The 24,404-nt window shown below is 57.8% G+C and carries 22 protein-coding genes; 16 read left to right on the top strand and 6 right to left on the bottom strand.

The window, feature by feature from the left end; all coding sequences use genetic code 11:
- Positions 1-38: 38 nt before the first annotated feature.
- Together mpl and ACMYSP_RS10110 are read left to right on the top strand one after the other, a co-directional pair.
- Positions 39-1,412 carry a UDP-N-acetylmuramate:L-alanyl-gamma-D-glutamyl-meso-diaminopimelate ligase gene (gene mpl, locus ACMYSP_RS10115; protein WP_434586614.1) on the top strand — a complete coding sequence of 458 codons (1,374 nt, stop codon included), beginning with the start codon at positions 39-41 and terminating at the stop codon, positions 1,410-1,412.
- Between the two features lie 73 nt (positions 1,413-1,485).
- A complete protein-coding gene (locus tag ACMYSP_RS10110) occupies positions 1,486-2,028 on the top strand; it encodes a GNAT family N-acetyltransferase (protein ID WP_434586613.1) in 543 nt (180 codons plus the stop codon).
- Between the two features lie 338 nt (positions 2,029-2,366).
- Here the strand turns inward: ACMYSP_RS10110 and yjgA are convergent, their stop codons facing one another.
- Positions 2,367-2,918 (bottom strand): ribosome biogenesis factor YjgA, encoded by a 552-nt coding sequence (gene yjgA, locus ACMYSP_RS10105; RefSeq protein WP_434586611.1) that lies wholly within the window; start codon positions 2,916-2,918, stop codon positions 2,367-2,369.
- 95 nt (positions 2,919-3,013) lie between these two features.
- Here yjgA and pmbA point away from each other — a divergent pair, with 95 nt between their 5' ends.
- The 12 genes from pmbA to ACMYSP_RS10045 all read left to right on the top strand — a co-directional run bounded on the left by pmbA (position 3,014) and on the right by ACMYSP_RS10045 (position 13,811).
- The gene (gene pmbA / locus ACMYSP_RS10100; protein WP_434586610.1) at positions 3,014-4,366 is read left to right on the top strand and encodes a metalloprotease PmbA; all 1,353 of its coding nucleotides are present in this window, start codon (positions 3,014-3,016) and stop codon (positions 4,364-4,366) included.
- Positions 4,367-4,475: 109 nt separating this feature from the next.
- Positions 4,476-4,865 carry a cytochrome b562 gene (cybC, locus tag ACMYSP_RS10095; protein WP_434586609.1) on the top strand — a complete coding sequence of 130 codons (390 nt, stop codon included), beginning with the start codon at positions 4,476-4,478 and terminating at the stop codon, positions 4,863-4,865.
- 300 nt (positions 4,866-5,165) lie between these two features.
- Complete coding sequence (locus tag ACMYSP_RS10090) at positions 5,166-5,504, top strand: glycine dehydrogenase (RefSeq protein WP_434586608.1); 339 nt, start codon at positions 5,166-5,168, stop codon at positions 5,502-5,504.
- A 10-nt stretch (positions 5,505-5,514) separates the two neighbouring features.
- Positions 5,515-5,877 carry an SFCGS family glycine-rich protein gene (locus ACMYSP_RS10085; protein WP_123757892.1) on the top strand — a complete coding sequence of 121 codons (363 nt, stop codon included), beginning with the start codon at positions 5,515-5,517 and terminating at the stop codon, positions 5,875-5,877.
- A gap of 2 nt (positions 5,878-5,879) precedes the next feature.
- Positions 5,880-6,179: a DUF4312 family protein gene (locus tag ACMYSP_RS10080; protein ID WP_434586607.1), complete on the top strand. Its 300-nt coding sequence runs from the start codon at positions 5,880-5,882 to the stop codon at positions 6,177-6,179.
- 21 nt (positions 6,180-6,200) lie between these two features.
- Positions 6,201-6,977 (top strand): DUF4311 domain-containing protein, encoded by a 777-nt coding sequence (locus ACMYSP_RS10075; RefSeq protein ID WP_434586605.1) that lies wholly within the window; start codon positions 6,201-6,203, stop codon positions 6,975-6,977.
- Positions 6,978-6,988: 11 nt separating this feature from the next.
- A complete protein-coding gene (locus tag ACMYSP_RS10070) occupies positions 6,989-7,630 on the top strand; it encodes a DUF4310 family protein (protein ID WP_434586603.1) in 642 nt (213 codons plus the stop codon).
- Between the two features lie 42 nt (positions 7,631-7,672).
- The gene (locus tag ACMYSP_RS10065) at positions 7,673-8,806 is read left to right on the top strand and encodes an amidohydrolase/deacetylase family metallohydrolase (RefSeq protein ID WP_434586602.1); all 1,134 of its coding nucleotides are present in this window, start codon (positions 7,673-7,675) and stop codon (positions 8,804-8,806) included.
- Positions 8,790-9,908: a DgaE family pyridoxal phosphate-dependent ammonia lyase gene (locus tag ACMYSP_RS10060; protein ID WP_434586600.1), complete on the top strand. Its 1,119-nt coding sequence runs from the start codon at positions 8,790-8,792 to the stop codon at positions 9,906-9,908. Before ACMYSP_RS10065 ends, ACMYSP_RS10060 begins: the two co-directional genes overlap by 17 nt.
- Complete coding sequence (gene dagF / locus ACMYSP_RS10055) at positions 9,905-10,645, top strand: 2-dehydro-3-deoxy-phosphogluconate aldolase (protein ID WP_434586599.1); 741 nt, start codon at positions 9,905-9,907, stop codon at positions 10,643-10,645. Before ACMYSP_RS10060 ends, dagF begins: the two co-directional genes overlap by 4 nt.
- Positions 10,646-10,726: 81 nt before the next feature.
- A complete protein-coding gene (locus tag ACMYSP_RS10050) occupies positions 10,727-11,878 on the top strand; it encodes a lactonase family protein (RefSeq protein WP_434586598.1) in 1,152 nt (383 codons plus the stop codon).
- A 22-nt stretch (positions 11,879-11,900) separates the two neighbouring features.
- A complete protein-coding gene (locus ACMYSP_RS10045; RefSeq protein ID WP_434586597.1) occupies positions 11,901-13,811 on the top strand; it encodes a BglG family transcription antiterminator in 1,911 nt (636 codons plus the stop codon).
- A gap of 1 nt (position 13,812) precedes the next feature.
- Here the strand turns inward: ACMYSP_RS10045 and nrdG are convergent, their stop codons facing one another.
- The 5 genes from nrdG to treR form a co-directional block, all read right to left on the bottom strand.
- Entirely contained in the window at positions 13,813-14,277 is a 465-nt protein-coding gene (gene nrdG / locus ACMYSP_RS10040) for an anaerobic ribonucleoside-triphosphate reductase-activating protein (protein WP_434586595.1), read from the bottom strand.
- Between the two features lie 195 nt (positions 14,278-14,472).
- The gene (gene nrdD / locus ACMYSP_RS10035; RefSeq protein WP_434586594.1) at positions 14,473-16,611 is read right to left on the bottom strand and encodes an anaerobic ribonucleoside-triphosphate reductase; all 2,139 of its coding nucleotides are present in this window, start codon (positions 16,609-16,611) and stop codon (positions 14,473-14,475) included.
- 441 nt (positions 16,612-17,052) lie between these two features.
- Positions 17,053-18,708, bottom strand: a complete 1,656-nt coding sequence (gene treC / locus ACMYSP_RS10030) for an alpha,alpha-phosphotrehalase (RefSeq protein WP_434586593.1) — start codon at positions 18,706-18,708, stop codon at positions 17,053-17,055.
- Between the two features lie 51 nt (positions 18,709-18,759).
- Positions 18,760-20,178 (bottom strand): PTS trehalose transporter subunit IIBC, encoded by a 1,419-nt coding sequence (treB, locus tag ACMYSP_RS10025; RefSeq protein ID WP_123757904.1) that lies wholly within the window; start codon positions 20,176-20,178, stop codon positions 18,760-18,762.
- A 129-nt stretch (positions 20,179-20,307) separates the two neighbouring features.
- Positions 20,308-21,255, bottom strand: coding sequence for a trehalose operon repressor TreR (gene treR, locus ACMYSP_RS10020; protein ID WP_434586592.1), 948 nt, complete (start codon positions 21,253-21,255; stop codon positions 20,308-20,310).
- A gap of 36 nt (positions 21,256-21,291) precedes the next feature.
- Between treR and mgtL the strand changes: the two genes are divergently transcribed.
- Positions 21,292-21,489, top strand: a complete 198-nt coding sequence (gene mgtL / locus ACMYSP_RS10015) for a mgtA regulatory leader peptide MgtL (protein WP_434586591.1) — start codon at positions 21,292-21,294, stop codon at positions 21,487-21,489.
- Positions 21,490-21,634: 145 nt separating this feature from the next.
- A complete protein-coding gene (gene mgtA, locus ACMYSP_RS10010) occupies positions 21,635-24,343 on the top strand; it encodes a magnesium-translocating P-type ATPase (protein ID WP_434586590.1) in 2,709 nt (902 codons plus the stop codon).
- Positions 24,344-24,404: the final 61 nt, after the last annotated feature.

Raw genomic sequence — 24,404 nt, 5'->3', positions numbered from 1 at the left:
GGGTAAAATGTGCGCCAGATTAAAAAGGGAAACGACGAATGCGCATTCATATTTTAGGTATCTGTGGCACGTTTATGGGGGGACTGGCCATGCTGGCTCGCTCCCTCGGTCATGAGGTAACGGGGTCGGATGCTAACGTCTATCCGCCAATGAGCACCCTGCTGGAAAACCAGGGAATCAATTTAATTCAAGGATATGATGCCAGCCAGCTGGAGCCCCGGCCGGATCTGGTGATCATTGGTAACGCGATGACGCGCGGAAACCCGTGCGTGGAAGCGGTGCTGGAAAACAACATTCCGTACATGTCTGGCCCGCAGTGGCTGCATGATTTCGTCCTGCGCGATCGCTGGGTTCTGGCGGTTGCGGGCACCCACGGTAAAACCACCACCGCCGGAATGGCAACGTGGATCCTTGAAGCCTGCGGCTATAAGCCGGGCTTTGTCATCGGTGGCGTGCCGGGTAACTTTGAGGTCTCCGCGCGTCTGGGCGACAGCCCGTTCTTCGTTATTGAAGCGGATGAGTACGACTGCGCCTTCTTCGATAAGCGTTCCAAATTTGTTCACTATTGCCCGCGCACGCTGATCCTCAATAACCTTGAGTTCGATCACGCGGACATCTTTGACGACCTGAAAGCTATTCAGAAGCAGTTCCACCATCTGGTGCGTATCGTGCCGGGCCAGGGAAAAATTATCCTGCCGGAAAACGACATCAATCTGAAACAGACCATGGCGATGGGCTGCTGGAGCGAGCAGGAGCTGGTGGGCGAGCAGGGCCGCTGGCAGGCGAAGAAGCTGAACGCCGATGCTTCGCAGTGGGAAGTATGGCTTGATGGCGAGAAAGCCGGGGAAGTGAAGTGGGATCTGGTGGGCGAACACAACATGCATAACGGTCTGATGGCGATTGCCGCGGCCCGTCATGTTGGCGTGTTGCCGGCCGATGCCGCCAATGCCCTGGGCGGCTTTATCAACGCCCGCCGCCGCCTTGAGCTGCGTGGTGAAGCCAACGGCGTCACCGTGTACGACGATTTTGCCCATCACCCGACGGCGATTCTGGCCACCCTGCAAGCGCTGCGCGGTAAAGTCGGTGGTACCGCCCGTATTCTGGCGGTGCTGGAACCACGCTCCAACACCATGAAAATGGGCGTCTGCAAAGACGATCTGGCGCCGTCCCTGGGGCGCGCCGACGAAGTGTTCCTGCTACAGCCCCAGCATATTCCATGGCAGGTGGCGGAAGTGGCGGAAGCCTGCGTCCAGCCGGCGCACTGGAGCGCCGATGTCGATGTGCTGGCCGATATGGTGGTCAAAACCGCACATCCGGGCGACCACATTCTGGTGATGAGCAACGGCGGCTTCGGCGGCATTCATCAGAAGCTGCTCGATAAACTGGCAAGCAAGGCCGCGGCGGCAGAATAACCGCCACATGCGCCTCTCTCTGCTCTCCCTGTGAGGGCAGATTTCTTTTTGTCCCTCAGGAATGGATGCCGTTATGCTCATATCGCGACACATCACCGCGACCGACGCGCCGCACTTTCCTGCCGTTGATGCCCTGTACGCCAATGCGTTTCCGTGGCATGAGCAGCGGGAGCCAGCGGCAAAGCAGCAGGCGCTGCGCGATCCGCACTATGCGCTGGAAGCATGGTTCGATGGAGAGTTGTTTATCGGTCTGAGCGGCTGCTGGCAGTTTGCCGGCTACTGCTACATTGAACATCTGGCGATTGACGCAACCTTGCGCTCCCGCGGCTATGGCAAACGCCTGCTGGCCGGGATCCTCGAGCGTGCGCCGTTAACTATTCTGGAAATCGATCCGTTAACGACGGAGATTGCCCGTAAGCGTCTGCGTTTTTATGAAACGATGGGTTTTCATGCCAACCGCTGGCCGCATTGTCATCCGACCTATCATGCGGGGCTGGCCGATCATGAATTGCTGGTGCTGAGCTATCCTCAGGCGATTGATGCCGGGCAATATCAGCGTTTTGCTCGGGATTTATGCGAGCGGGTGATGGCCGGGGTGGGCATACAGAAACCGTAGCCCGGATAAGGCGCAGAACGCCGCCATCCGGGACATTCCCCGGTCGCGCGAGGCTGACCGGGCTACAGGTATGGTACGGGATGGTAGCCCGGATAAGGCGCAGAACGCCGCCATCCGGGACATTCCCCCGGTGGCGCTACGCTGACCGGGCTACAGGCATGGTACGGGATGGTTGCCTGGATAAGGCGCAGAACGCCGCCATCCGGGACATTCCCCGGTCGCGCTACGCTGACCGGGCTACAGGTATGGTACGGGATGGTAGCCCGGATAAGGCGCAGGGCGCCGCCATCCGGGACATTCCCCGGTCGCGCGGGGCTGACCGGGGTGGCGGAAAGGGATTAGCTTTCGCCTTCGGCCAGCTCGCGTAGATACTGGAAGATCAGGCGCGCGGATTTTGGCGGCTTGTTGCCTTCTTTCTCTTTCTTGGCGTTACGGATCAGCGAGCGCAGCTGCTGACGGTCGGCGTCAGGCCACAGGTTCAATACTTCCGGTACCGCGTCATCGCCTTCGGCAATCAGACGGTCGCGAATCATCTCCAGCTTATGGAACAGCGCAACCTGCTGGTTGTGGCGGTTCTTCAGCTTATCTAACGCCTGGCGAATCGGATCGACATCGCGGCTGCGCAGCATTTTACCAATCAGCTGCATCTGGCGGCGGCGGCCTTCTTTCTTGATACGTTGGGCGAGTTCAATGGCGTCACGCAGGTCGGTATCGAGCGGGATCTTATCCAGCGCGTTTTTCCCAAGCTCTACCATTTCGGCGCCAAGACGCTTCAGTTCTTCAGCGTCGCGTTTAATTTCACTTTTACTGACCCAGATAATTTCATCGTCTTCATCTTCAACGTCATCACCGGGCACGTCGTCGAGCCAGTCATCGGGCTGCTTTGTCATCTCAGGCTCCTTAAAAAAAGAGGCTAATGTTACCAGTTAAGGCGCGCACTGAAAAACGGTTCTCTGTTAGACTTCAATTAACTCCTTCCTACATTATGGCATTAGCGATGAAAGTCATCTCTCAAGTTGCACAACAGCGTAAGGCGCTGGAAGAGGCCGTGACCACGGCGCTGGAACTGGCGGCAGGCAAATCAGACGGTGCGGAAGTCTCCGTCAGCAAAACCACCGGCATCAGTGTCAGCACCCGCTACGGCGAGGTGGAGAACGTTGAATTTAACAGCGATGGTGCGTTAGGCATCACCGTTTATCACCAGAACCGCAAGGGCAGCGCCTCCTCCACCGACCTCAGCCCGCAGGCTATTGCCCGCACGGTGCAGGCGGCACTGGACATCGCCCGCTACACTTCACCGGATCCGTTTGCAGGCGTGGCAGATAAATCCCTGCTGGCCTTTGATGCCCCGGATCTCGACCTGTTCCACCCGGCGGAAGTGACCCCGGATCAGGCGATTGAGCTGGCCTCACGTGCTGAACAGGTGGCGCTCCAGGCCGACAAACGTATCACCAATACCGAAGGCGGCAGCTTCAACAGCCACTACGGTATTAAGGTCTTTGGTAACAGCCACGGCATGTTGCAGAGCTACTGCTCAACCCGTCATTCGCTATCCAGCTGCGTGATCGCCGAAGAGAACGGTGACATGGAGCGCGATTACGCCTACACCATCGGCCGGGCGATTGAAGATTTACAGACCCCGGAGTGGGTCGGTGACGAGTGCGCCCGCCGGACGCTGTCGCGCCTGGCACCGCGCAAGCTTTCGACCATGAAAGCACCGGTGATTTTTGCCAATGAAGTGGCTACCGGGCTGTTTGGCCACCTCGTCGGCGCGATTGCCGGCGGCGCGGTCTATCGCAAATCGACCTTCCTGCTGGATTCTCTCGGCCAGCAGATCCTGCCGGAGTGGCTGACCATTGAAGAGCACCCGCATCTGCTGAAAGGCCTGGCCTCCACACCGTTTGATAGCGAAGGCGTGCGGACTGAACGCCGCGACATTATTAAAGATGGCGTGTTGACGCAGTGGCTGCTGACCAACTATTCGGCGCGTAAGCTGGGGATGACCAGCACCGGGCACGCGGGCGGCATCCACAACTGGCGGATCAACGGCCGCGGCCTGAGTTTTGAAAAGTTGCTTAAAGAGATGGGTACCGGGCTTGTCGTCACCGAATTGATGGGGCAGGGTGTCAGTGGTGTGACCGGTGATTATTCACGTGGTGCATCCGGTTTCTGGGTTGAGAACGGTGAAATTCAGTATCCGGTCAGTGAAATCACCATTGCAGGAAATCTGAAAGATATGTGGCGTAATATCGTGACCGTCGGTGACGATATCGAGACCCGCAGCAATATTCAGTGCGGTTCCGTGCTGCTGCCAGAGATGAAAATCGCCGGGCAGTAACGGCGTGATATACCGGATCATTCGAGATGCAGATTGAACAATCCGGTGTAGAGGGGCGCCCATGAGGCGCCTTTTCCTTGTGCTTAAATAATAAAAAAGGAAGTGAGCAATGCGTAAAAAACTGTTAGCAATGCTGGCTGTCTCAGCGCTGGCGATGAGCTCCGTGTCGGCGTTCGCGGCGGACCTGGGCGAAGATATGGATACCCTTGCAGAAAACCTGCAGGTGGTGCAGAAAACCTCCGATGCGGGCGAACTGAAAGCGGCGCTAACTAAGATGCGCACTGCTGCCGTAGATGCGCAGCAAGACACCCCGCCAAAGCTGGAAGGTAAAGCAGCGGACAGCGCCGAAATGAAAGATTACCGCCATGGTCTGGATATTCTGATCGGCCAGATTGACGGTGCGCTTAAGCTGGCGAACGAAGGGAAGGTGAAAGAGGCGCAGGCCGCCGCGGAAGAGTTTAAAACGACCCGCAACACCTACCATAAGAAGTACCGCTAAGTTCTGTTTCAGGAGGCATCCATCGATGCCTCCTGCGCCTTTCTCGCGATAAAACCCCATCGACATCACACTTTTCCCTTTTTCTTTCATGGTTATCCCAGCCGCCGCGACCCGCTATGCAGGCATTTTCTTGTGATAGCTATCACGTGATTTCGCTGAAAACGCCTCGATCAGCGCAATTTTGTGCAATCGATCACGCCCTCCGTGCGCCTTTCCACTTCGAAGTGGAAAACAACTCGCTACAAACTCCTGCCCCCCGGCGCTAGTTTTATCCCCAGAGACATCAACGGGGTAACACAAGTGAATAACGGAGCGGTAATAAACGACGTAGGGGAGCAGGCGACGCAAACTGAACAGCTGGCTGAGAAGATGCTGCAGCAGGTTTATGCACTGTTAAGTCGTCGCAATATCATCCCCAACGCCGTCCAGGAGCAGATGCTGACTTCCCACGTCCGGGCCATGGCCCACCGGTCGATTAGCGGCGAGCCGCTGCCGGAAGTGGATGCCAGCCTGTTTGAAGAGATTTCAGAAGATTCAATGATGCTTGCTCGCGAAGTGGTCGCGGAATTTGGCAACCTGCCAGAAGAAGAGTCCTGGCTGCTGTCAGTCCACTTCGAAGTCGCAAAAGACAACCTGTAAGGAGTAAAAAATGGAACAAATTACTATCGTAATCGGCGATCGTCTGGGAAAAGGCCAAAAAGTCGCTGCAGGTGCAGAGAAAGCCGGCGCGCGTGCCGTGGTGGTTCCGGGCGTTGCCGCGGATATGAAGCTGGGTGACGTGATGAAAGCCGAGAATGCCACCTTTGGCATCTCCTTCTGCGGCAGCGGTGGTGCAGGGGCGATTACCGCGCAAAACAAGCATGGCTATAAAGCGAAATATGGCATGCGTTCCGTGGATGAAGGCGTGACCGCCATCAACGAAGGCTACAACGTACTGGGTTTCGGCTTTATGGATAAAGAAGAGCTGGGCGAGCGCCTGGTAGAAGCCTGGAAAAAGAAATACGGCGCGTGAGTATGAAACAACAATTCACCACCACGGTGAGCGTCAAGGGCAAAGGCGAAAGCAAAACGCGCGCCTTTGCCGATGCCCTGAACCATGTACAGGCAGCGGTGATGGGTACTTCACCGCAGATCTTACTGCGTATTGAGCCACAGGATGTGAAGGTTGTTCATGCGCGTGAAGCGGTGCGTAAAGAAGCATTTCTGTTCTTCTTTCTGCGCCGTGAACGACGGACCTACAGCGTGGAGCTGGATGTCACCGTCACCGTGACGGCCATCAATGTCGATCAAGTGGATTTTGTCACGCAAACCTGAATCTCATCATAGGGTTAAACTATGTTCCTGATAATTTTAATAAAATCGCTCATTATCGGCGGCCTGGTCGGCGTCGGTGTGGGCGCCGGAGCGGCACGCATGTTTCATGCGCCTACCACCCAGGGGATGGGGGCGTTTCGTACCTTGGGCGAGCTGAATTCCTGTGAGGGCGATCCGGCTTCCCATTTCTCCTTTGGTCTGGGCTTCTTCTTTAACGCCTGGGCATCGTCCGTTGCAGCGGGGGCTTTCACCCAGGACGTCGACCACCGCATTATCCCGCACTGGGGCACCTCAGCCCTGATGCTCAAAAATCGTAACGTGGCAGAAACGCTACACGATCCGAAGAAAATGGCCATTGCCTGCGGCTTCATCGGCATGGTGGTGGTGGCATTCCTTAACTCTACGGCCTCCGCAGTACCGGAAGCGCTACAGGTCACGGCGGTGAAAGTGCTGGTGCCTGCGGCTAACCTGCTGGTGAACATCATCATGCCGGTTATCTTCTGGTTAGCCGCTATCGATGCCGGTAAGAAATCAGGCTTCTGGGCGACTATTTTCGGCGGCGCTGCGCAGCTGATTATGGGCAACGCCGTACCGGGTCTGGTCCTGGGCATTCTGATCGGTAAAGGCGTTGAAGACGCCGGCTGGAACCGCGTCACCAAAATCATGATGACGGCCATTATCGCCCTGTTCGTGCTGAGCGGCTTCTTCCGTGGATTCGACATGAAGATGATTGAGTCCTTCCACATGACCGTGCCGAACTGGCTGGATCTGCTGCATAGCGCGCTGAGCGGTAAATAAGGGGATAACGCATGGAACAGAATAAAGGTTTTTGGTACGCGGACTGGTCATTCCCGATCTTTGTCGGCCTGCTCTCTTCCGGGGTATTCGCCGGGACACACATGTACTACCTCTACGGCATCGGCGCGTTTAACGAAGTCGCCTTCGTCGCGATGCTGAAATCCGGGATCGACACCGGCGTGTACGGTGCGGTGGCGGCGTTTGGCGCGAGCTTCCTGTTTGCCCGCATCATCGAAGGTTCGCTGGTCGGTATTCTTGATATCGGCGGGGCGATTCAGACCGGGGTTGGCCTCGGGGTGCCGGCGCTGCTGCTGGGCGCGGGCATCATCTTCCCGGTGGCGAATTTTGCCGCTTCCCTGGCAACCGGCCTGATTATCGGCGTGGCCATTGGCTACATCATTATCCTGGCGCGTAAATTCACGGTTAACCAGAGTAACTCGACCTACGGCGCCGACGTCATGATGGGCGCGGGTAACGCCTCCGGTCGCTTCCTTGGGCCGTTGATTATCCTCAGCGCGATGACCGCCTCTATTCCTATCGGCATCGGTTCTCTGCTCGGGGCGCTGCTGTTTTACATCTGGCAGAAGCCGATCACCGGCGGCGCGATCCTCGGGGCGATGATTTTAGGTTCCATCTTCCCGGTTGCGCTTTGATACTCACGGGCGCTCAGGCGCCCGCCTTAACAGGAGATACGTATGTTTGATTTACTCCTGCGCCGTGCGCGCCTCGTCGACGATACCCTGACCGATATTGCCATCCAGGACGGAAAAATTGCCGCGCTGGGCGAGATTAACGCGCCATCGCACAAAACCGTCGAGCTGCAGGGTCATTATTATGTCAGCGCCGGCTGGATTGACTCCCACGTCCACTGCTACCCGAGCTCACCGATTTATCACGACCAGCCGGATAGCGTTGGCATAGCCTGCGGCGTCACCACCGTGATCGATGCCGGCAGCACCGGCGCAGACGATGTGGATGATTTTTATCAACTGACCCGTGAGGCGGCGACCGAGGTCTACGCGCTGCTCAATATCTCCCGCGTCGGGCTGATTGCCCAGAACGAACTGGCCAATATGGCCAATATCGATGCTGATGCGGTGCGGCAGGCGGTCAAACGCCACCCGGATTTTATCGTTGGCCTGAAAGCGCGCATGAGCAGCAGCGTGGTCGGCGAAAACGGCATTACCCCGCTGGAGCGGGCGAAAACTATTCAGCAGGAAAACGGCGATCTGCCGCTGATGGTGCATATCGGTAATAACCCGCCGAACCTCGATGAGATTGCCGATCTGCTGAGCGCAGGCGACATCATCACCCACTGCTATAACGGCAAACCGAACCGCATCCTGGCCCCTTCCGGCGAGCTGCGCGCGTCGATCACCCGCGCGCTGCAACGCGGCGTACGTCTTGATGTCGGCCACGGCACCGCCAGCTTCAGCTTTGAGGTGGCGCGTCGGGCCATTGCGATGGGGATCCTGCCGCACACCATCAGCTCCGATATTTACTGCCGTAACCGTATCGACGGTCCGGTCCGCTCGCTGGCGCTGGTGATGTCGAAGTTTCTCGCCATCGGTATGTCGCTGCCACAGGTGATTGACTGCGTGACCGCCGGGGCCGCAGAGGGTCTGCGCCTGAAGCACAAAGGGCGGCTGGCGGTCGGGTTCGATGCCGATTTAACGCTGTTTACCGTCGAGCATGCGCCAACCCTGCTGGTCGACGCGGAAAAAGAGAGCCTGCAGGCTGACAATATTCTGGTGCCGCTTGCCGCGATTCGCGCAGGCAAGGGCTATCTGACCGAACAAGGGAGCGCGGAAAATGCCTTCAATTTTTGAGAAATACAATCTAAAACAAGTCATTAATACATCCGGTCGCATGACGGCGCTGGGCGTTTCCACGCCGCGTCCTGAAGTGGTGGATGCGGTGATGAGCGGCATGAATCACTACTTCGAAATGAAAGATCTGGTGAACAAGACCGGCGAATATATTGCGAATCTGCTGGAAGTGGAAGGGGCTACCGTTGTCTCCTGCGCCTCGGCGGGAATTGCCCAGTCGGTCGCGGCGGTGCTGGTGAAAGACAGCGCCTGGCTGCTGGAAAACCTGCACGTCACGCCGATTGAAAACAATGAAATCGTCCTGCCGAAAGGCCACAACGTTAACTTCGGCGCGCCGGTGGGCTCGATGGTGGCGCTGGGGGGCGGCAAGCTGGTGGAAGCGGGCTACGCCAACGAATGTTCTGCCGACCAGCTGGCGGCGGCAATTACTCCACGCACGGCGGCGATTCTGTACATTAAATCGCACCACTGCGTACAGAAAAGCATGCTCAGCGTCGAGCAGGCGGTCGTGGTGGCGCGCAAGCATAACCTGCCGCTAATCGTTGATGCGGCTGCGGAAGAAGATCTGCAGTGCTACTACCGCGCCGGCGCTGACCTGGTGATTTACAGCGGCGCGAAGGCGATCGAAGGGCCGACCAGCGGTCTGGTGGTGGGTAAAACCCAGTATATTGAGTGGGTAAAACGTCAGTCGGCGGGCATTGGCCGGGCGATGAAAGTGGGCAAAGAGGGGATCCTCGGCCTGACCTGCGCCATCGAACACTATCTGACGGCGCGTAAAGAGAGCGGTGATGAGATGGTGGCCAAAATGACGCCGTTCATTAACCAACTGAATACCCTTGAGGGCGTGACCGGCCGCGTGGTCTGGGACAGCGCCGGGCGTGACATCGCTCGTGCCGAAATTAAATTTGATGAGGCCGTCACCGGCATCGCCACCGGCGAGCTGGTGGAGGCATTAAAGCAGGGTGAATACGCTATCTACTTCCGTGGCTACAAAGCTAACGAAGGGATTATTGAAGCCGATGTCCGCAGCGTGAACGCGCAGCAGCTGGAGATTGTCGCTCGTCGCATCGCCGAGGTTCTGAACAAGGAGAAAAAAGCATGAAACTGACCCCAAATTTTTACCGTGACCGCGTCTGCCTGAACGTCCTGGCGGGCAGCAAAGAGAACGCCCGTGAGATTTACGAGGCGGCAGAAGGTCACGTCCTGGTGGGTGTGCTCTCTAAGAACTATCCTGACGTGGCGAGTGCGGTGGCGGATATGCGTGAATATGCGCAGCTCATCGATAACGCGCTGTCGGTCGGTCTGGGAGCGGGAGACCCGAACCAGTCGGCGATGGTCAGTGAAATTTCTCGTCAGGTGCAGCCGCAGCACGTTAACCAGGTCTTTACCGGGGTGGCGACCAGCCGTGCGCTGCTGGGGCAGAATGACACCGTGGTGAACGGTCTGGTCTCGCCGACCGGCACGCCGGGTATGGTTAAAATTTCAACCGGCCCGCTGAGCAGCGCGGCGCCAGAGGGCATCGTGCCGCTGGAAACCGCCATCGCGCTGTTGAAAGATATGGGCGGCAGCTCGATCAAATACTTCCCGATGGGCGGCCTGAAGCACCGTGACGAGTTTCTGGCAGTGGCGCAGGCCTGTGCCCGCCATGATTTCTGGCTGGAGCCGACCGGCGGGATCGACCTGGAAAACTACAGTGAGATCCTGCAGATTGCGTTGGATGCCGGGGTCAGTAAAATTATCCCGCACATTTATAGCTCTATTATTGATAAAGAAAGCGGTCATACCCGCCCGGCGGACGTTCGCCAGCTGCTGGAGATGACTAAAGCGCTCGTTAAGTAGGATTGTCATCCTCGCCGCGCGCACGTACCGATCGCTAAACGTGCGCGTGGAAACACCTCATTGCACCCTCAAGGAGTCGCTATGCCAACCGCTCGTCACCTGCTTGCTGCATCACTTTCCCTGCTGGCTACCACCGCCTGTGCGCAAACCCATTATGCCTGGGTCGGTACCTATAATCCCAACGGGGAGGGGCTGTACCGGTTTACCGTCGACGCGAAAACCGGCGCGCTCCGTGATAAAGCGCTGGTCAGTTCGTTGCAGAACGTCGCGCAGTTGACCGTGTCGCGGGATGGTAAAACCCTGTATGCCGCTAGCGAAGTCGAAAAGGGCGTGGTACAGGCGTGGCGGATTGAATCCAATGGTGAGCTGACCGATCTCAATCAGGTCTCTTCGGCGGGGGCCGGGCCGGTGTATTTGTCGCTGACGCCGGACGGTCGTCATCTGCTGGTGGCGAACTACGTTAGCGGGTCGGTTGCGGTGTTGCCGGTGAAAGACGATGGCAGCCTGGGTGAGGCGGTGGATAGCCACCAGGACGAAGGCCCGGCCGGTGCGGAAAGCCCGGCGGCGGCCGTTGAGGGCAGCTTCGCCATCAGCGATCATAACGGCCCTCATGCCCATATGATCGCCGCCGATCCGAGCGGGCAATATGTGTTTTCCACCGATCTGGGGCTGGATCGTATCTATCAGTACCGGTTCGATAACCGCAACGGTACCCTGACGCCGAACGACCCGCCGTTTATTGCCGCGTCGTCGGAAGGGGCCGGGCCACGTCACTTTGTCTTTACGCCGAAGGGCGACGGCCTGTGGCTGATTAACGAAGAAGCCTCGACGCTGACCTTCTATCATCTGGATAAGAAAAGCGGGCTGCTGCGCGAGGGCAAAACGATCTCCGCGCTGCCGAAGGAGTACAAAGGCACCAGTTTCGCCGCAGGCCTGGTACTCAGCCCCGACGGGAAGCAGCTGTATGTCGCCAACCGTCTGCATAACAGCATTGCGCATTTTAGCGTGCTGGCCGACGGCAGCCTGAGCCATCAGGAAGATATCTGGACCCGTGGCGACTACCCCCGCACGTTGACCCTGGATAATCAGGGGCAATGGCTGTACGTCATGAACCAACGCAGTGATAATATTACCCGTTTTAGCGTTGCGGCCAGGAGCGGCAAACTGACTTTTGCTCCGGAATACACCCCGGTAGGCAGCCCATCACAGATGGTGATATCCGCTCAACCGTGAGCCGTAAAGAGAAGGAACTGACATGCGATTTCCCAACCAACGTTTAGCGCAACTGTTTACCTTGCTGCAAAACGAAACGCTGCCCCAGGATGAACTGGCGCAGCGGCTGTCGGTTTCTACCCGTACCGTTCGCGCCGATATCACCGCACTTAACGCGCTGTTAGAGCATTACGGCGCGCAATTTATTCTGACCCGCGGCAGCGGCTATCAACTGAAAATCGACGATCCGTCGCGCTATCAGACCCTGGAGGCCAGCGCGCCGAAACCGCAGCATATTCCGCGCACTGCCCAGGACCGCATCAACTTTCTACTGGTGCGCTTTTTGACCTCGGCGTTCTCTATCAAGCTTGAAGACCTGGCGGACGAGTGGTTCGTCAGCCGCGCAACTCTGCAAAATGACATGGCCGAGGTGCGCGAGCGTTTTCAGCGCTATCAGCTGGCCCTGGAGACGCGTCCGCGTCACGGTATGCGCTTGTTCGGCAGCGAAGTATCGATTCGCGCCTGCCTGACCGATCTGCTGTGGCAGCAGGTGCAGCAGGGCGGGCTGAACCCGTTGATGGATGAAAAAGCGTTAAATTCGGATGTCCAGGAACAGCTTGGGGGCGTGTTGCAGGAGATCCTGACCCGCCACCATGTTCGCCTGACCGATGAAGGGGAGCGTTTTATCCGACTGTACAGCGCCGTGGTGGTCCATCGCGTTAGCCAGGGCTATCCGCTGGCCGAATTTAGCGCTGAAGATGTGGCGCAAAACGTACGGGATGCCGCTCGGGATCTGGCCGCTGTACTGCAGCAGCAGGCGGGGAAAACCCTCTCGCTGGCGGAAGAAGAGTGGCTGTGCGTCCACCTTGCCGCCCGTCAGGTTCAGGACGTCGATCCGGGCACCATCAGCGCCGACGATGGCGAAGCGCTGGTGAACTACATCCTGAACTACATCAACAGCCAGTATAACTACAACCTGCTGGACGACGCCCAACTGCATGCCGACCTGCTGACCCACATTAAGACCATGATCACCCGGGTTCGCTATCAGATAATGATCCCCAACCCGCTGCTCGATAATATTAAGCAGCACTATCCGATGTCGTGGGATATGACCCTCGCCGCGGTGAGCAGTTGGGGTAAATATACCCCCTATACCATTAGTGAAAACGAAATTGGTTTCCTGGTGCTGCATGTCGGCGTCGGGCTGGAGCGTCATTACAACATCGGCTATCAGCGCCAGCCGCGGGTGCTGCTGGTGTGCGACACCAGTAACGCGATGGTGCGGATGATCGAGGCGATTTTGCAGCGCAAGTATCCGCAGCTTGAGATTGCCGCCACGCTATCGCAGCGGGAATATGAACAGCTGGAGAGCATCGCGGAAGATTTTGTGGTGTCCACCGTGTGGATTGGCGAAAAAGATAAGCCGGTCGTGACCATTGCGCCATTCCCGACGGATTATCAACTGGACCAAATTGGCAAGCTGGTGCTGGTGGACCGGACTCGCCCCTGGGTGCTGAATAAGTATTTCGATGAGGCCCATTTCCGGGTGATCGACGCACCTGTCGACCAGCAGACGCTGTTTGCCGAACTGTGCCAGCAGTTACAGCAGGAAGGTTTTGTCGATGCCGGGTTCCATGATTCGGTGGTGGAGCGTGAAGCGATCGTCAGCACCATGCTGGGGGACGGCATTGCGCTGCCTCACGCCCTCGGTCTGCTGGCGCAAAAAACCGTGGTCTATACCGTCATTGCGCCCAACGGTATCGTCTGGGGCGACGAAACCGCGCACATCGTCTTTTTGCTGGCGATCAGCAAGAGCGAGTATGAAGAGGCGATGGCGATCTATGATATTTTCGTGACCTTCCTGCGCGAACGCGCCATGGCCCGGCTTGCCACCACCCGCAGTTTTGACGAGTTTAAAACGGTGGCGATGGAGTGCGTCAGCCGCTTTTAACTCAACGCAGGTGGTGAACCACCTGATTGCTGCTGCCGCGCCAGATCAGCGCCGGATCTTTTAAATCCTGCACAAATTTGCCGTCGATCAGCACGTTAATCAAATCCACTACCGCCATCTGTGCGTCGTTCAGCTCCGCCAGTTTGTAGCCGGTCCAGACCCAGATATCTTTCCCTTTGCATTCCGCGTGAATGCGCTTCACCAACCGCAGAATGTGCGGCACGTTCTGCGGGTGCAGCGGATCGCCGCCGGAGAGCGACAGGCCCTGGCGGGTGATGCGGGTGTCGTTGAGGTCGGCGATGATCCGGTCTTCCATTTCCTGAGTGAAAGGCTGGCCGGAGTTCAGCCGCCAGGTGCTTTTGTTGTAGCAGCCGGGGCATTCGTGGACGCAGCCGGAGACAAACAGGGTGCAGCGTGTTCCAGGGCCGTTGACGATATCGACGGGGTAGTATTGGTGATAATTCATTGTTTCCTCTTCTCATTTGACGCCGCAGCAGCGTTGGCTGCGCTCGCTCGCCCGGGTCACTTACTCCAGTAAGCTCCCCGGGACTGACTCGTTTGCCGCTTTGCTACAACGCCAACTGATTTGAGGAAACCTACGCTGGTGCGTTGTAGCCCGGACAGGCCGCTGGCGGCGCTATCCGGGGTGACGGTGGCGAGATTAGCCGAGTTGACCGTTGCCGAGGTGTTTGACGCGGCGTTTCACCTCTTCCTGCTTCCCGGCGTTGAACGGACGGGCGTCCGGGCTGCCTAAATAGCCGCACACGCGACGGGTCACCGACACGCGGGCGGCATCGTGGTTACCGCATTTCGGGCAGGTAAAGCCTTTACTGGTGCATTCGAACTCACCGGTAAAGCCGCACTCGTAGCACTCGTCGATCGGCGTGTTGGTGCCGTAATACGGCACGTGCTGATAGCTGTAATCCCAGACATCTTCCAGCGCTTTCAGGTTGTGCTGGATGTTCGGGTACTCGCCGTAGCAGATGAAGCCGCCGTTGGCGATTGGCGGATAGGCCGCTTCGAAGTCGATCTTATCGTACGGGTTGACCTTCTTCTCGACGTCGAGGTGGAAGCTGTTGGTGTAATAGCCCTTGTCCGTTACGCCCGGGATCACGCCAAATTCGGCGGTATCCAGACGACAGAAGCGATCGCAGAGGTTTTCGCTCGGCGTGCTGTAGAGGCTGAAACCATACCCGGTTTCGTCTTTCCATTGGTCCACGGCATCGCGCAGACGCTGCACGATAGCGACGCCTTTAGCGCGCAGCGCTTCGCTGTCGTACATGTGGGTGTCGCCCGCCAGCGCGTTAATGGTTTCGTGAATACCGATGTAGCCCAGGGAGATCGACGCGCGACCGTTTTTGAAGATTTCAGAAACGTCGTCATCGGCCTTCAGGCGCACGCCGCAGGCCCCTTCCATATACAGAATCGGTGCCACGCGTGCTTTGACCCCTTCGAGGCGCGCAATACGCGTCATCAGCGCTTTACGCGCCAGCTGCAGGCGCTCGTCCAGCAGCGTCCAGAATACCGCTTCGTCGCCTTTGGCTTCCAGGGCAATGCGCGGCAGGTTCAGGCTGATTACCCCGATGTTGTTACGCCCATCGTGAACTTCTTCGCCGTTTTCATTTTCCCACACCCCGAGGAAGCTGCGGCAGCCCATTGGCGTTTTAAACGAACCGGTCACCTTCACCACCTGATCGTAGTTGAGGATATCCGGGTACATGCGCTTGCTTGCGCACTCCAGCGCCAGCTGCTTGATGTCATAGTTGGCATCGCCAAACTTGTGGTTCAGGCCATCGCGAATCGCAAAGACCAGTTTCGGGAACACCGCCGTTTTGCGGTTTTTACCGAGGCCAGCGATACGATTACGTAGAATCGACTGCTGAATCAGGCGGGATTCCCAGGTGGTGCCGAGGCCAAAGCCAAAGGTGACGAAAGGCGTCTGTCCATTGGCGGTATGCAGGGTATTCACTTCGTATTCCAGCGACTGGAAGGCGTCGTAACACTCTTTTTCGGTGCGAGAATGGGCGTAACCTTCGGCATCCGGGATCTGCCACTCTTCGGCAATTTTACGATGCTTATTGAAGCTCTCGGTGACGAACGGCGCGAGCACTTCATCAATACGGTTAATGGTCGTACCGCCATAAATATGGCTGGCGACCTGCGCAATAATCTGTGCCGTGACGGCGGTGGCGGTAGAGATAGACTTCGGCGGTTCGATCTCGGCGTTACCCATCTTAAAGCCGTGGGTCAGCATGCCTTTCAGATCGATCAGCATACAGTTGAACATCGGGAAGAACGGCGAATAGTCGAGATCGTGATAGTGAATCACGCCACGTTCGTGAGCCATGACTACGTCGTGCGGCAGCAGATGCTGACGGGCGTAATGTTTGGCGACGATACCGGCCAGCAGGTCGCGCTGGGTCGGGATGACTTTACTGTCTTTGTTGGCGTTCTCGTTGAGTAACGCCGAGTTGGTCTGCTCAACCAGTCCACGAATCTCCTGGTTCAGCCGGCCGCGCTTTTCACGTTGGCTATCGCGGTCATGGCGATATTCAATGTAGGCGCGCGCCAGTTGCTTGTACGGACCGGCCATCAGCTGGTTCTCAACGGCGGTCTGGATCTCGTTGATATCAACCTGAGTGCGGCCTTGCATTTGCTGGCTAACGACTTCTGCGACGGTGGCGCAATAGTCTGCGTCATCGACTCCCGCTGCTTTAGCTGCACGCAGAATTGCTTCATTAATGCGCTCTGACTTGAACGGCACTTTACAGCCATCGCGTTTCATCACATGCGGTGTCATGATCACTCCATACTTTATAGAACAGGTTATCCACAGAGGCGGAAAGCTTGCCGAAGTCACTGGGGCTATACCTGCCGCCGTGTTGCTCCGGTTTTGGCCCTTTTTATCCACATCCCACCACCGCCAGAGTACGATGGGTTATGGTGACATAATAGACGATTGATACCATATGTAGGGCCGGGACGCATTTTAAGTTCTATATGTAGTGATTTGCATCAAAGATGTTTGCTATTTTATTGATGCAGGACAAAGTAAAAAGTCGAGAGTACGCAGGCTGGGCACCCGCGCGGAATGTAAATTTATCTGACTAAAAAACAAGCGGAAATTGGCAAGGAGAAGGCAAAAACGCTGGCACTGGCCAGCGTCACGTGATTCGCCCTTGTCCAGGCTGCGGGAACGGCACCCGCAGCCTGGTTAAGCGCAGCACTGGCCGGGGAAAGGTTACGCCTGCAGCCACCAGATGGCTTCAAACGGACGCAGCGTCATGGCCGCAGGGCGGTTCGCTGCCTCCGGGTAGTTGCTCATCAGTACCTGCCAGTCGCCGTCCATCTCGCGGTGATGCCAGCTCTGGAATTCGCGACTCAGGTTAGCCGCGACGACCAGGGTTTTGCCCTGCCACTGGCGGCGGTAGCACCACAGCGCAGGATGTTCCGGCAGTAGATCCTGATAATCGCCCCAGATCAGCACCGGCGTGGTCTTGCGTAGCGCAATCAGTTGCTGATAGGTGTAAAACACGGAATCCGGGTCAGCCAGCGCCGCTTCGGCATTGATGGTCTGATAGTTATCGCACAGGGAAATCCACGGTTCACCGGTGGTAAAACCGCCCTGGGCGCGGCGATCCCACTGCATCGGCGTGCGGCTGTTATCGCGCGACTTACTGGCGAGGATCGCCAGCAGCTCATCCGGCGCCTGTCCCTGCGCCGAGCGTTCAATAAACATGTTGTGGCTTTCCACGTCGCGATACGCGTTGATGTCCGAGAAATGCGGGTTGGTCATGCCAATCTCTTCACCCTGATAGATATACGGGGTGCCCTGCATGCCGTGCAGTACCATCGCCAGCATTTTCGCCGCCGGAACCCGGTATTCACCTTCATCACCGAAGCGCGACACAATGCGCGGCTGATCGTGGTTACACCAGAACAACGCATTCCATGCCCGGTTGTGCATCCCCTGCTGCCAGTGGCTGAACAGCGCTTTGAGCGCCACGTAGTCAGGGCGTGCCAGGGACCACTTTTCTCCGCCGGGATAATCGACCTTCAGGTGGTGGAAGTTAAAGGTCATCGACAGCTCGCGGCCGTCCTGCGCGGCATACTGCTGACAATGTTCCAGCGACGTGGAGGACATCTCGCCCACCGTCATCAACTGGCGCGGGGTGAAGACGTCGCGGCTCATCTCCTGCAGGAATTCATGAACCCGCGGGCCATCGGTATAAAAACGGCGTCCGTCGCCCTGGTCATCTGCCGGGAAGGTCTGATCTTTCGAAATCAGGTTAACCACGTCAAGGCGCAGGCCGTCGACGCCGCGGTCGGCCCAGAATTCGCACACCTTTTTGAGTTCTTCCCGTACCGTCGGGTTTTCCCAGTTGAGATCGGCCTGTTCCGTGGCGAACAGATGCAGATAGTACTGCCCGCTCTCGGCGTGCCACTGCCAGGCGTTGCCGCCAAATTTTGAGCGCCAGTTGTTTGGCGGCGTGGTGGGCTCGCCATCGCGCCAGATGTAAAACTGGCGGTAGGGACTCTCTTTGTTTAACGACTCGCGAAACCAGGCGTGTGCGGTCGAGGTATGGTTTAACACCATATCCAGCACGATGCGGATCCCGCGCGCTTTGGCCTCGGCCACTAGTTCGTCGAAATCATCCAGGGTGCCGTAGGTGGGATCGATGGCGGTATAGTTCGCGACATCGTAGCCGTTATCCACCTGCGGTGAGACGTAGAACGGGGTCAACCAGATAGCGTCCACGCCGAGAGTTTGCAGATAGTCGAGGCGTGAGGTGACTCCACGCAGATCGCCGGTGCCGCTGCCGGTCGTATCCTGGAAACTCTTCGGATAAATTTGGTAAATAACGCCGTTTTGCCACCAGTGGGGAAGGGTATTCATATCGCTTTCCTGCTACAACGAAGGGGCGCTATCGCGCCCCGAAAGATAAGATCAGACAATCTGTAAGGTGCCCTGACGGAATTTGCGCTGGTATACGATCGTGGTGAGCGTAATCGGCACGACCACTGCGATGACCATCGCTAACCCGAAGACCTGCCAGTAGGTTGGCTGGATGGAGAGGATCCCCGGCAGCCCGCCAACGCCGATACCGTTCGCCATCACGCCGTTCAGGCCACACAGCAGCCCGGCAAGGCCGGAGCCGATCATCGCGCAGAGCATCGGGAAACGGTATTTCAGGTTGATCCCGTACATGGCCGGTTCCGTGACCCCAAGGTAGGCCGAAATAGCGGCCGGAACCGAAATTTCACGCTCGTTCTGTTTGCGGCTGGCGATGATAATGCCGACGACCGCTGACGCCTGGGCGATGTTGGACAGGGCAATCAACGGCCACACCGGGGTGCCGCCCATGCTCTGAATCATCTGCATATCGATAGCCAGCGTCGTCTGGTGGACCCCGGTAATCACCAGCGGGGCATACAGGAAGCCGAACAGGGCGGCGCCAATCGGCGCAAAGCTGCCGGTCATCAGGTGACGTACTGCGAAGGCCACGCCGTCGCCGATCATGCGGCCAAACGGGCCGATAAAGGCGTGGGCAAGGAATACTGCCAGAATCAGCGAGCATACCGGCACCACCACCAGATAGAGGTAGTCAGGGACGATGCGTTTGAGGCGGGTTTCGATGAAGCCGAGCGCCAGGCCTGCCAGCAGCGCCGGGATAACCTGTGCCTGGTAACCGACCTTAGCGATGGTAAACAGACCGAAGTTCCACACTTCCGGCACCTGCTGACCCAGCATATAGGCGTTCATCAGTTGCGGAGAGACGAGGGTCACGCCGAGCACGATGCCGAGGATCGGCGTGCCGCCCATTTTCTTTACCGCTGACCAGCAGATACCGACCGGCAGGTAGAAGAAGATGGCCTCGCCAATCAGCCACAGGAAATCATAAATGGTTTGCAGCGACGGGTGCATTTGCGCCAGCGTCTGCCCGTTGCTCATCGGCAGATCGCCGATCACGTTACGGAAGCCAAGGATCAGGCCGCCGCTGATCAGCGCCGGCAGCAGCGGGAAGAAGATCTCGGCAAAATGCGAGATCAGCTGCTCGTGCCACTTCATATTTTGCCGCGCAGCCTGTTTAGCCTGCTCTTTATCAGCAGATGCCTGGCCGGTGGTTGCCAGCAGCGCCTTGTAGTAATCGTCCACTTCCGTGCCAATCACCACCTGGAACTGCCCGGCGTTGGTGAAGCAGCCCTTCACCATGCGCAGCTGTTCGATTTCTTTGGGTTTGGCAATGGCCGGATTGTTCAGCACAAAGCGCAGACGGGTAATGCAGTGGCTGACGGTAGCAATGTTATCGCGCCCGCCCACCAGTTCGATCAATTTATCGATGTCCTGCTGATTCACTTTACTCATGTTGAGGCCTCAAAACAGAGGGAAGAGATTGCGTAATGACCTGAGACGAATCCTAACGGGTTCGTGGGCATTTCAAAATGGGAACGTTCCCGAAACGCAGCGAGGATCACATAAATCCACCATCAGGGCTTAAATAAGCGCGGCGGGAATCACGATCTGGCGGGGTTCTGTCTGGCCGGCGATCTGCGCGATCAGCTGCTGAGCAGCCTGACGCCCGGCCTCGGCGTAGCCTGGGTTGACGGTGACAATCTCCGGGTGGAGAAACTTCATCAGCGGCGTACTGCCGACGCTGGCAACCTGCAGATGGGCAATCTGCTGCTCCTGCAAATACTTGCTGGCGCCAAGGGCGAGGGTATCGGTGGCGCACAGCAGCGCGCTGGTTTCCGGCGTCAGCACGCTGGCGACATTGTCGTAGCCCTGTTTCATCGCCAGGCCCGGCAGGGCGGCGGACGGGGTGAGCTGGTGCTGCGCGCAGAAATCGAGATAGGCCTGATGGCGGCGCTGCCCGGTGGTGACGTCGCTATGGGGCACCCCGAGAAAACTGATGTGGCGATGCCCGCTGTCGTACAGGCGCTGCATCAGCAGGTTGACCGCGCCGTTGTCGTCGTAGCAGACCGAGGCGAAGCCCGGCGCATCGCGCGCCAGCAGCACCATCGATGCGCGCCAGGGCGTCAGCATCTCTTCGGTGATGCCGGTAAAGCCAAACAGCACCACGCCATCGATATTGCGGCGGGCGAGGATCCGCAGATGCTCCCCGACCAGCGTCGGAGAGAACTGGCTCTCCATCATAATGGGATCGAAACCCTGCTCGTAGAAGGCCGGCAGCATGGTCTGTACGGCCAGGTTTTCCGACAGCGAATCAAGACGGGTAACGATAATCGCCACCACTTTGTCGCTTTGACCACGCATCGCCCGCGCGGAGCGGGAGGGCGAAAAACCGTGCTGCTGCATCACCGCTTCGACTCGTTCACGGGTGCGTTCATTCACGCCGCTTTCATTGTTGAGCACGCGGGACACCGTCGATTTCCCGACGCCGCTTAAGCGCGCGATATCTTTAATGGTCAGCCGGTTTTGCATGCAAGGTTCTCGTGGTCATCCGATGTAGTGAGCCTAATGCTACTCAACCAAACCGCAATGAGCAAAGTCTGGTTTACGTCTGGTTTAGTTACGCGGGGTTATCATTGGCGACAGCGGCTTCAACTTGCCCGCTGGTTGCGCTATAGTTTGCGCCGTTTTTCCTCACTTACCGGAGATTTTATGGACCCCGATCCCACTCCTCATCCTCGATGGAGTAACTCTCTTTTCCGGTAAGCCTGCTTAGCACTGCTTTACCGGAAGCGTAAAGCAGTGACGTCCTTGATGTCCCTGCCATAAAAAAATAATACCTGACAGGTAGAGTTTTGTTGCGCCTGTCAGTTGTGCTGCGTTCGCCCTGGCGAGCGCGGAGGGACTGTTTATGCTGAAAAATATGACCCGGCAGCTGTTTGCACAGCTCAGCCGCCATTTGCCGCGCCGACTGGTTCAGCGCGACCCGTTACCGGATGCCCGCCATCTGGCCAGTACGCCGATTCCAGAATCGTTAGGCAAACACTGCCTGAACGTAGCGGCAATGGACGACAATGAACTCTGGCGCGCCTTCGACAGCCACCCGGAAGGGCTGAACGATAGCGAAGTCGCAGAGAAAATCGCCCGCTTCGGCGACAATCAAATTCCGGCGCAGAAGCCATCACCATGGTGGGTGCATCTGTGGACTTGCTACCGCAACCCCTTCAACCTGCTGCTCACCGTGTTGGGGATCGTCTCCTATGCAACGGAAGATCTGTTTGCCGCCGGCGTGATTGCGCTGATGGTGGGGATCTCCACGCTGCTCAACTTTATTCAGGAAGCCCGCTCGACCAAAGCGGCGGATGCCCTGAAGGCGATGGTCAGCAATACCGCGACGGTGCTGCGGGTGGTCAACGAGCAGGGAGAAAGCCGCTGGTGCGAGCTGCCTATCGACCAGCTGGTGCCGGGCGATATCGTCAAGCTGTCGGCGGGCGATATGATCCCCGCGGACCTGCGTATCCTCCAGGCGCGGGATCTGTTCGTTGCCCAGGCCTCGTTAACCGGTGAATCGCTGCCGGTTGAAAAAGTGGTTCACAGCCGTGACCCACAGCAAAGTAACCCGCTGGAGTGCGACACCCTGTGCTTTATGGGCACCAACGTGGTGAGCGGTACGGCACAGGCAATCGTCTTTGCGACCGGCGGCAACACCTGGTTTGGTCAGCTGGCCGGACGGGTCAGCGAGCAGGAGAGCGAACCGAATGCCTTCCAGAAAGGCATCAGCCGCGTCAGCATGCTGCTGATCCGCTTTATGCTGGTGATGGCGCCGGTGGTGCTGCTGATTAACGGCTACACCAAAGGCGACTGGTGGGAAGCGGCGCTGTTCGCGCTGTCGGTGGCGGTTGGCCTGACGCCGGAAATGCTGCCGATGATTGTCACCTCGACCCTGGCGCGCGGGGCGGTGAAGCTCTCGAAACAGAAAGTCATCGTCAAGCATCTCGATGCTATCCAGAATTTCGGCGCGATGGATATTCTGTGTACCGATAAAACCGGTACCCTGACGCAGGACAAAATCGTGCTGGAGAACCACACCGACGTCTCCGGCAAGGTCAGCGAACGGGTACTGCACAGTGCCTGGCTGAATAGCCACTATCAGACCGGGTTGAAAAATCTGCTTGATACAGCGGTGCTGGAAGGGGTTGAACTCGACGCGGCGCGTCAGCTGTCCGAACGCTGGCAGAAAGTGGATGAGATCCCGTTCGACTTTGAGCGCCGCCGGATGTCGGTGGTCGTGAGCGAGCAGGAAGGGGTGCATCAGCTGATCTGCAAAGGTGCGCTGCAGGAGATCCTCAATGTATCGACTCAGGTGCGCTACAACGGCGATATCGTGCCGCTGGACGACACCATGCTGCGCCGCATCAAACGCGTGACCGATACGCTTAATCGCCAGGGACTGCGGGTGGTGGCGGTGGCGACCCGCTATCTGCCCGCCCGCGAAGGCGACTACCAGCGGGCCGATGAGTCTGACCTGATTCTCGAAGGCTATATTGCCTTCCTCGATCCGCCGAAAGAGACCACCGCGCCGGCCCTGAAGGCGCTGAAAGCCAGCGGGATTACCGTCAAAATCCTGACCGGCGATAGCGAACTGGTCGCGGCGAAGGTGTGCCATGAAGTGGGGCTGGATGCCGGCGAGGTGGTCATCGGTAGCCAGATTGAAGCGCTGAGCGATGACCAACTGGCCCAGTTGGCAAAACGCACCACGCTGTTCGCCCGCCTTGCGCCCTTGCATAAAGAGCGCATCGTGACGCTGCTGAAACGCGAAGGGCATGTGGTCGGCTTTATGGGCGATGGCATCAACGATGCTCCGGCGCTACGCGCGGCGGATATCGGCATCTCCGTGGATGGCGCGGTGGACATTGCCCGGGAAGCGGCGGATATCATTCTGCTGGAAAAAAGCCTGATGGTGTTGGAGGAGGGGGTAATCGAAGGCCGCCGTACTTTCGCCAACATGCTGAAATACATCAAAATGACCGCCAGTTCTAACTTCGGTAACGTCTTCAGCGTGCTGGTGGCGAGCGCCTTTCTGCCGTTCCTGCCGATGCTGCCGTTGCACTTACTGATCCAGAACCTGCTGTACGATGTATCCCAGGTCGCGATCCCGTTTGATAACGTCGACGATGAGCAGATCCGCAAACCGCAGCGCTGGAACCCTGCGGAACTGGGGCGCTTTATGGTCTTCTTTGGCCCGATCAGCTCGATTTTCGATATTCTGACCTTCTGCCTGATGTGGTGGGTATTCCATGCCAACGTGCCGGAAGCCCAGACGCTGTTCCAGTCCGGCTGGTTTATTGAAGGGCTGCTGTCGCAAACGCTGATTGTGCATATGATCCGTACGCGGCGGATTCCGTTTATCCAGAGCCGTGCCGCGTGGCCGCTGTTTGCCATGACCCTGGTGGTGATGGTGGTGGGCATCGCGCTGCCGTTCTCACCGCTGGCGGGCTATTTGCAGCTGCAGGCGCTGCCGCTGAGCTACTTCCCATGGCTGATTGCTATTCTGGTTGGCTATATGACGCTGACCCAAATGGTGAAAGGTTTCTATAGCCGACGCTACGGCTGGCAATAATCTCAAATAATGGCTGCTGCGGCAGCCATTTCTCTTTTTGCGCCCGCCAAAATAATCTCTC

Origin of the sequence: Klebsiella sp. R390, assembly GCF_051131745.1 — a bacterium.
GTDB lineage: Bacteria > Pseudomonadota > Gammaproteobacteria > Enterobacterales > Enterobacteriaceae > Klebsiella.
The sequence above is the reverse complement of the archived record's forward strand: the minus strand, read 5'-3'. Positions and strand labels throughout refer to the sequence as shown.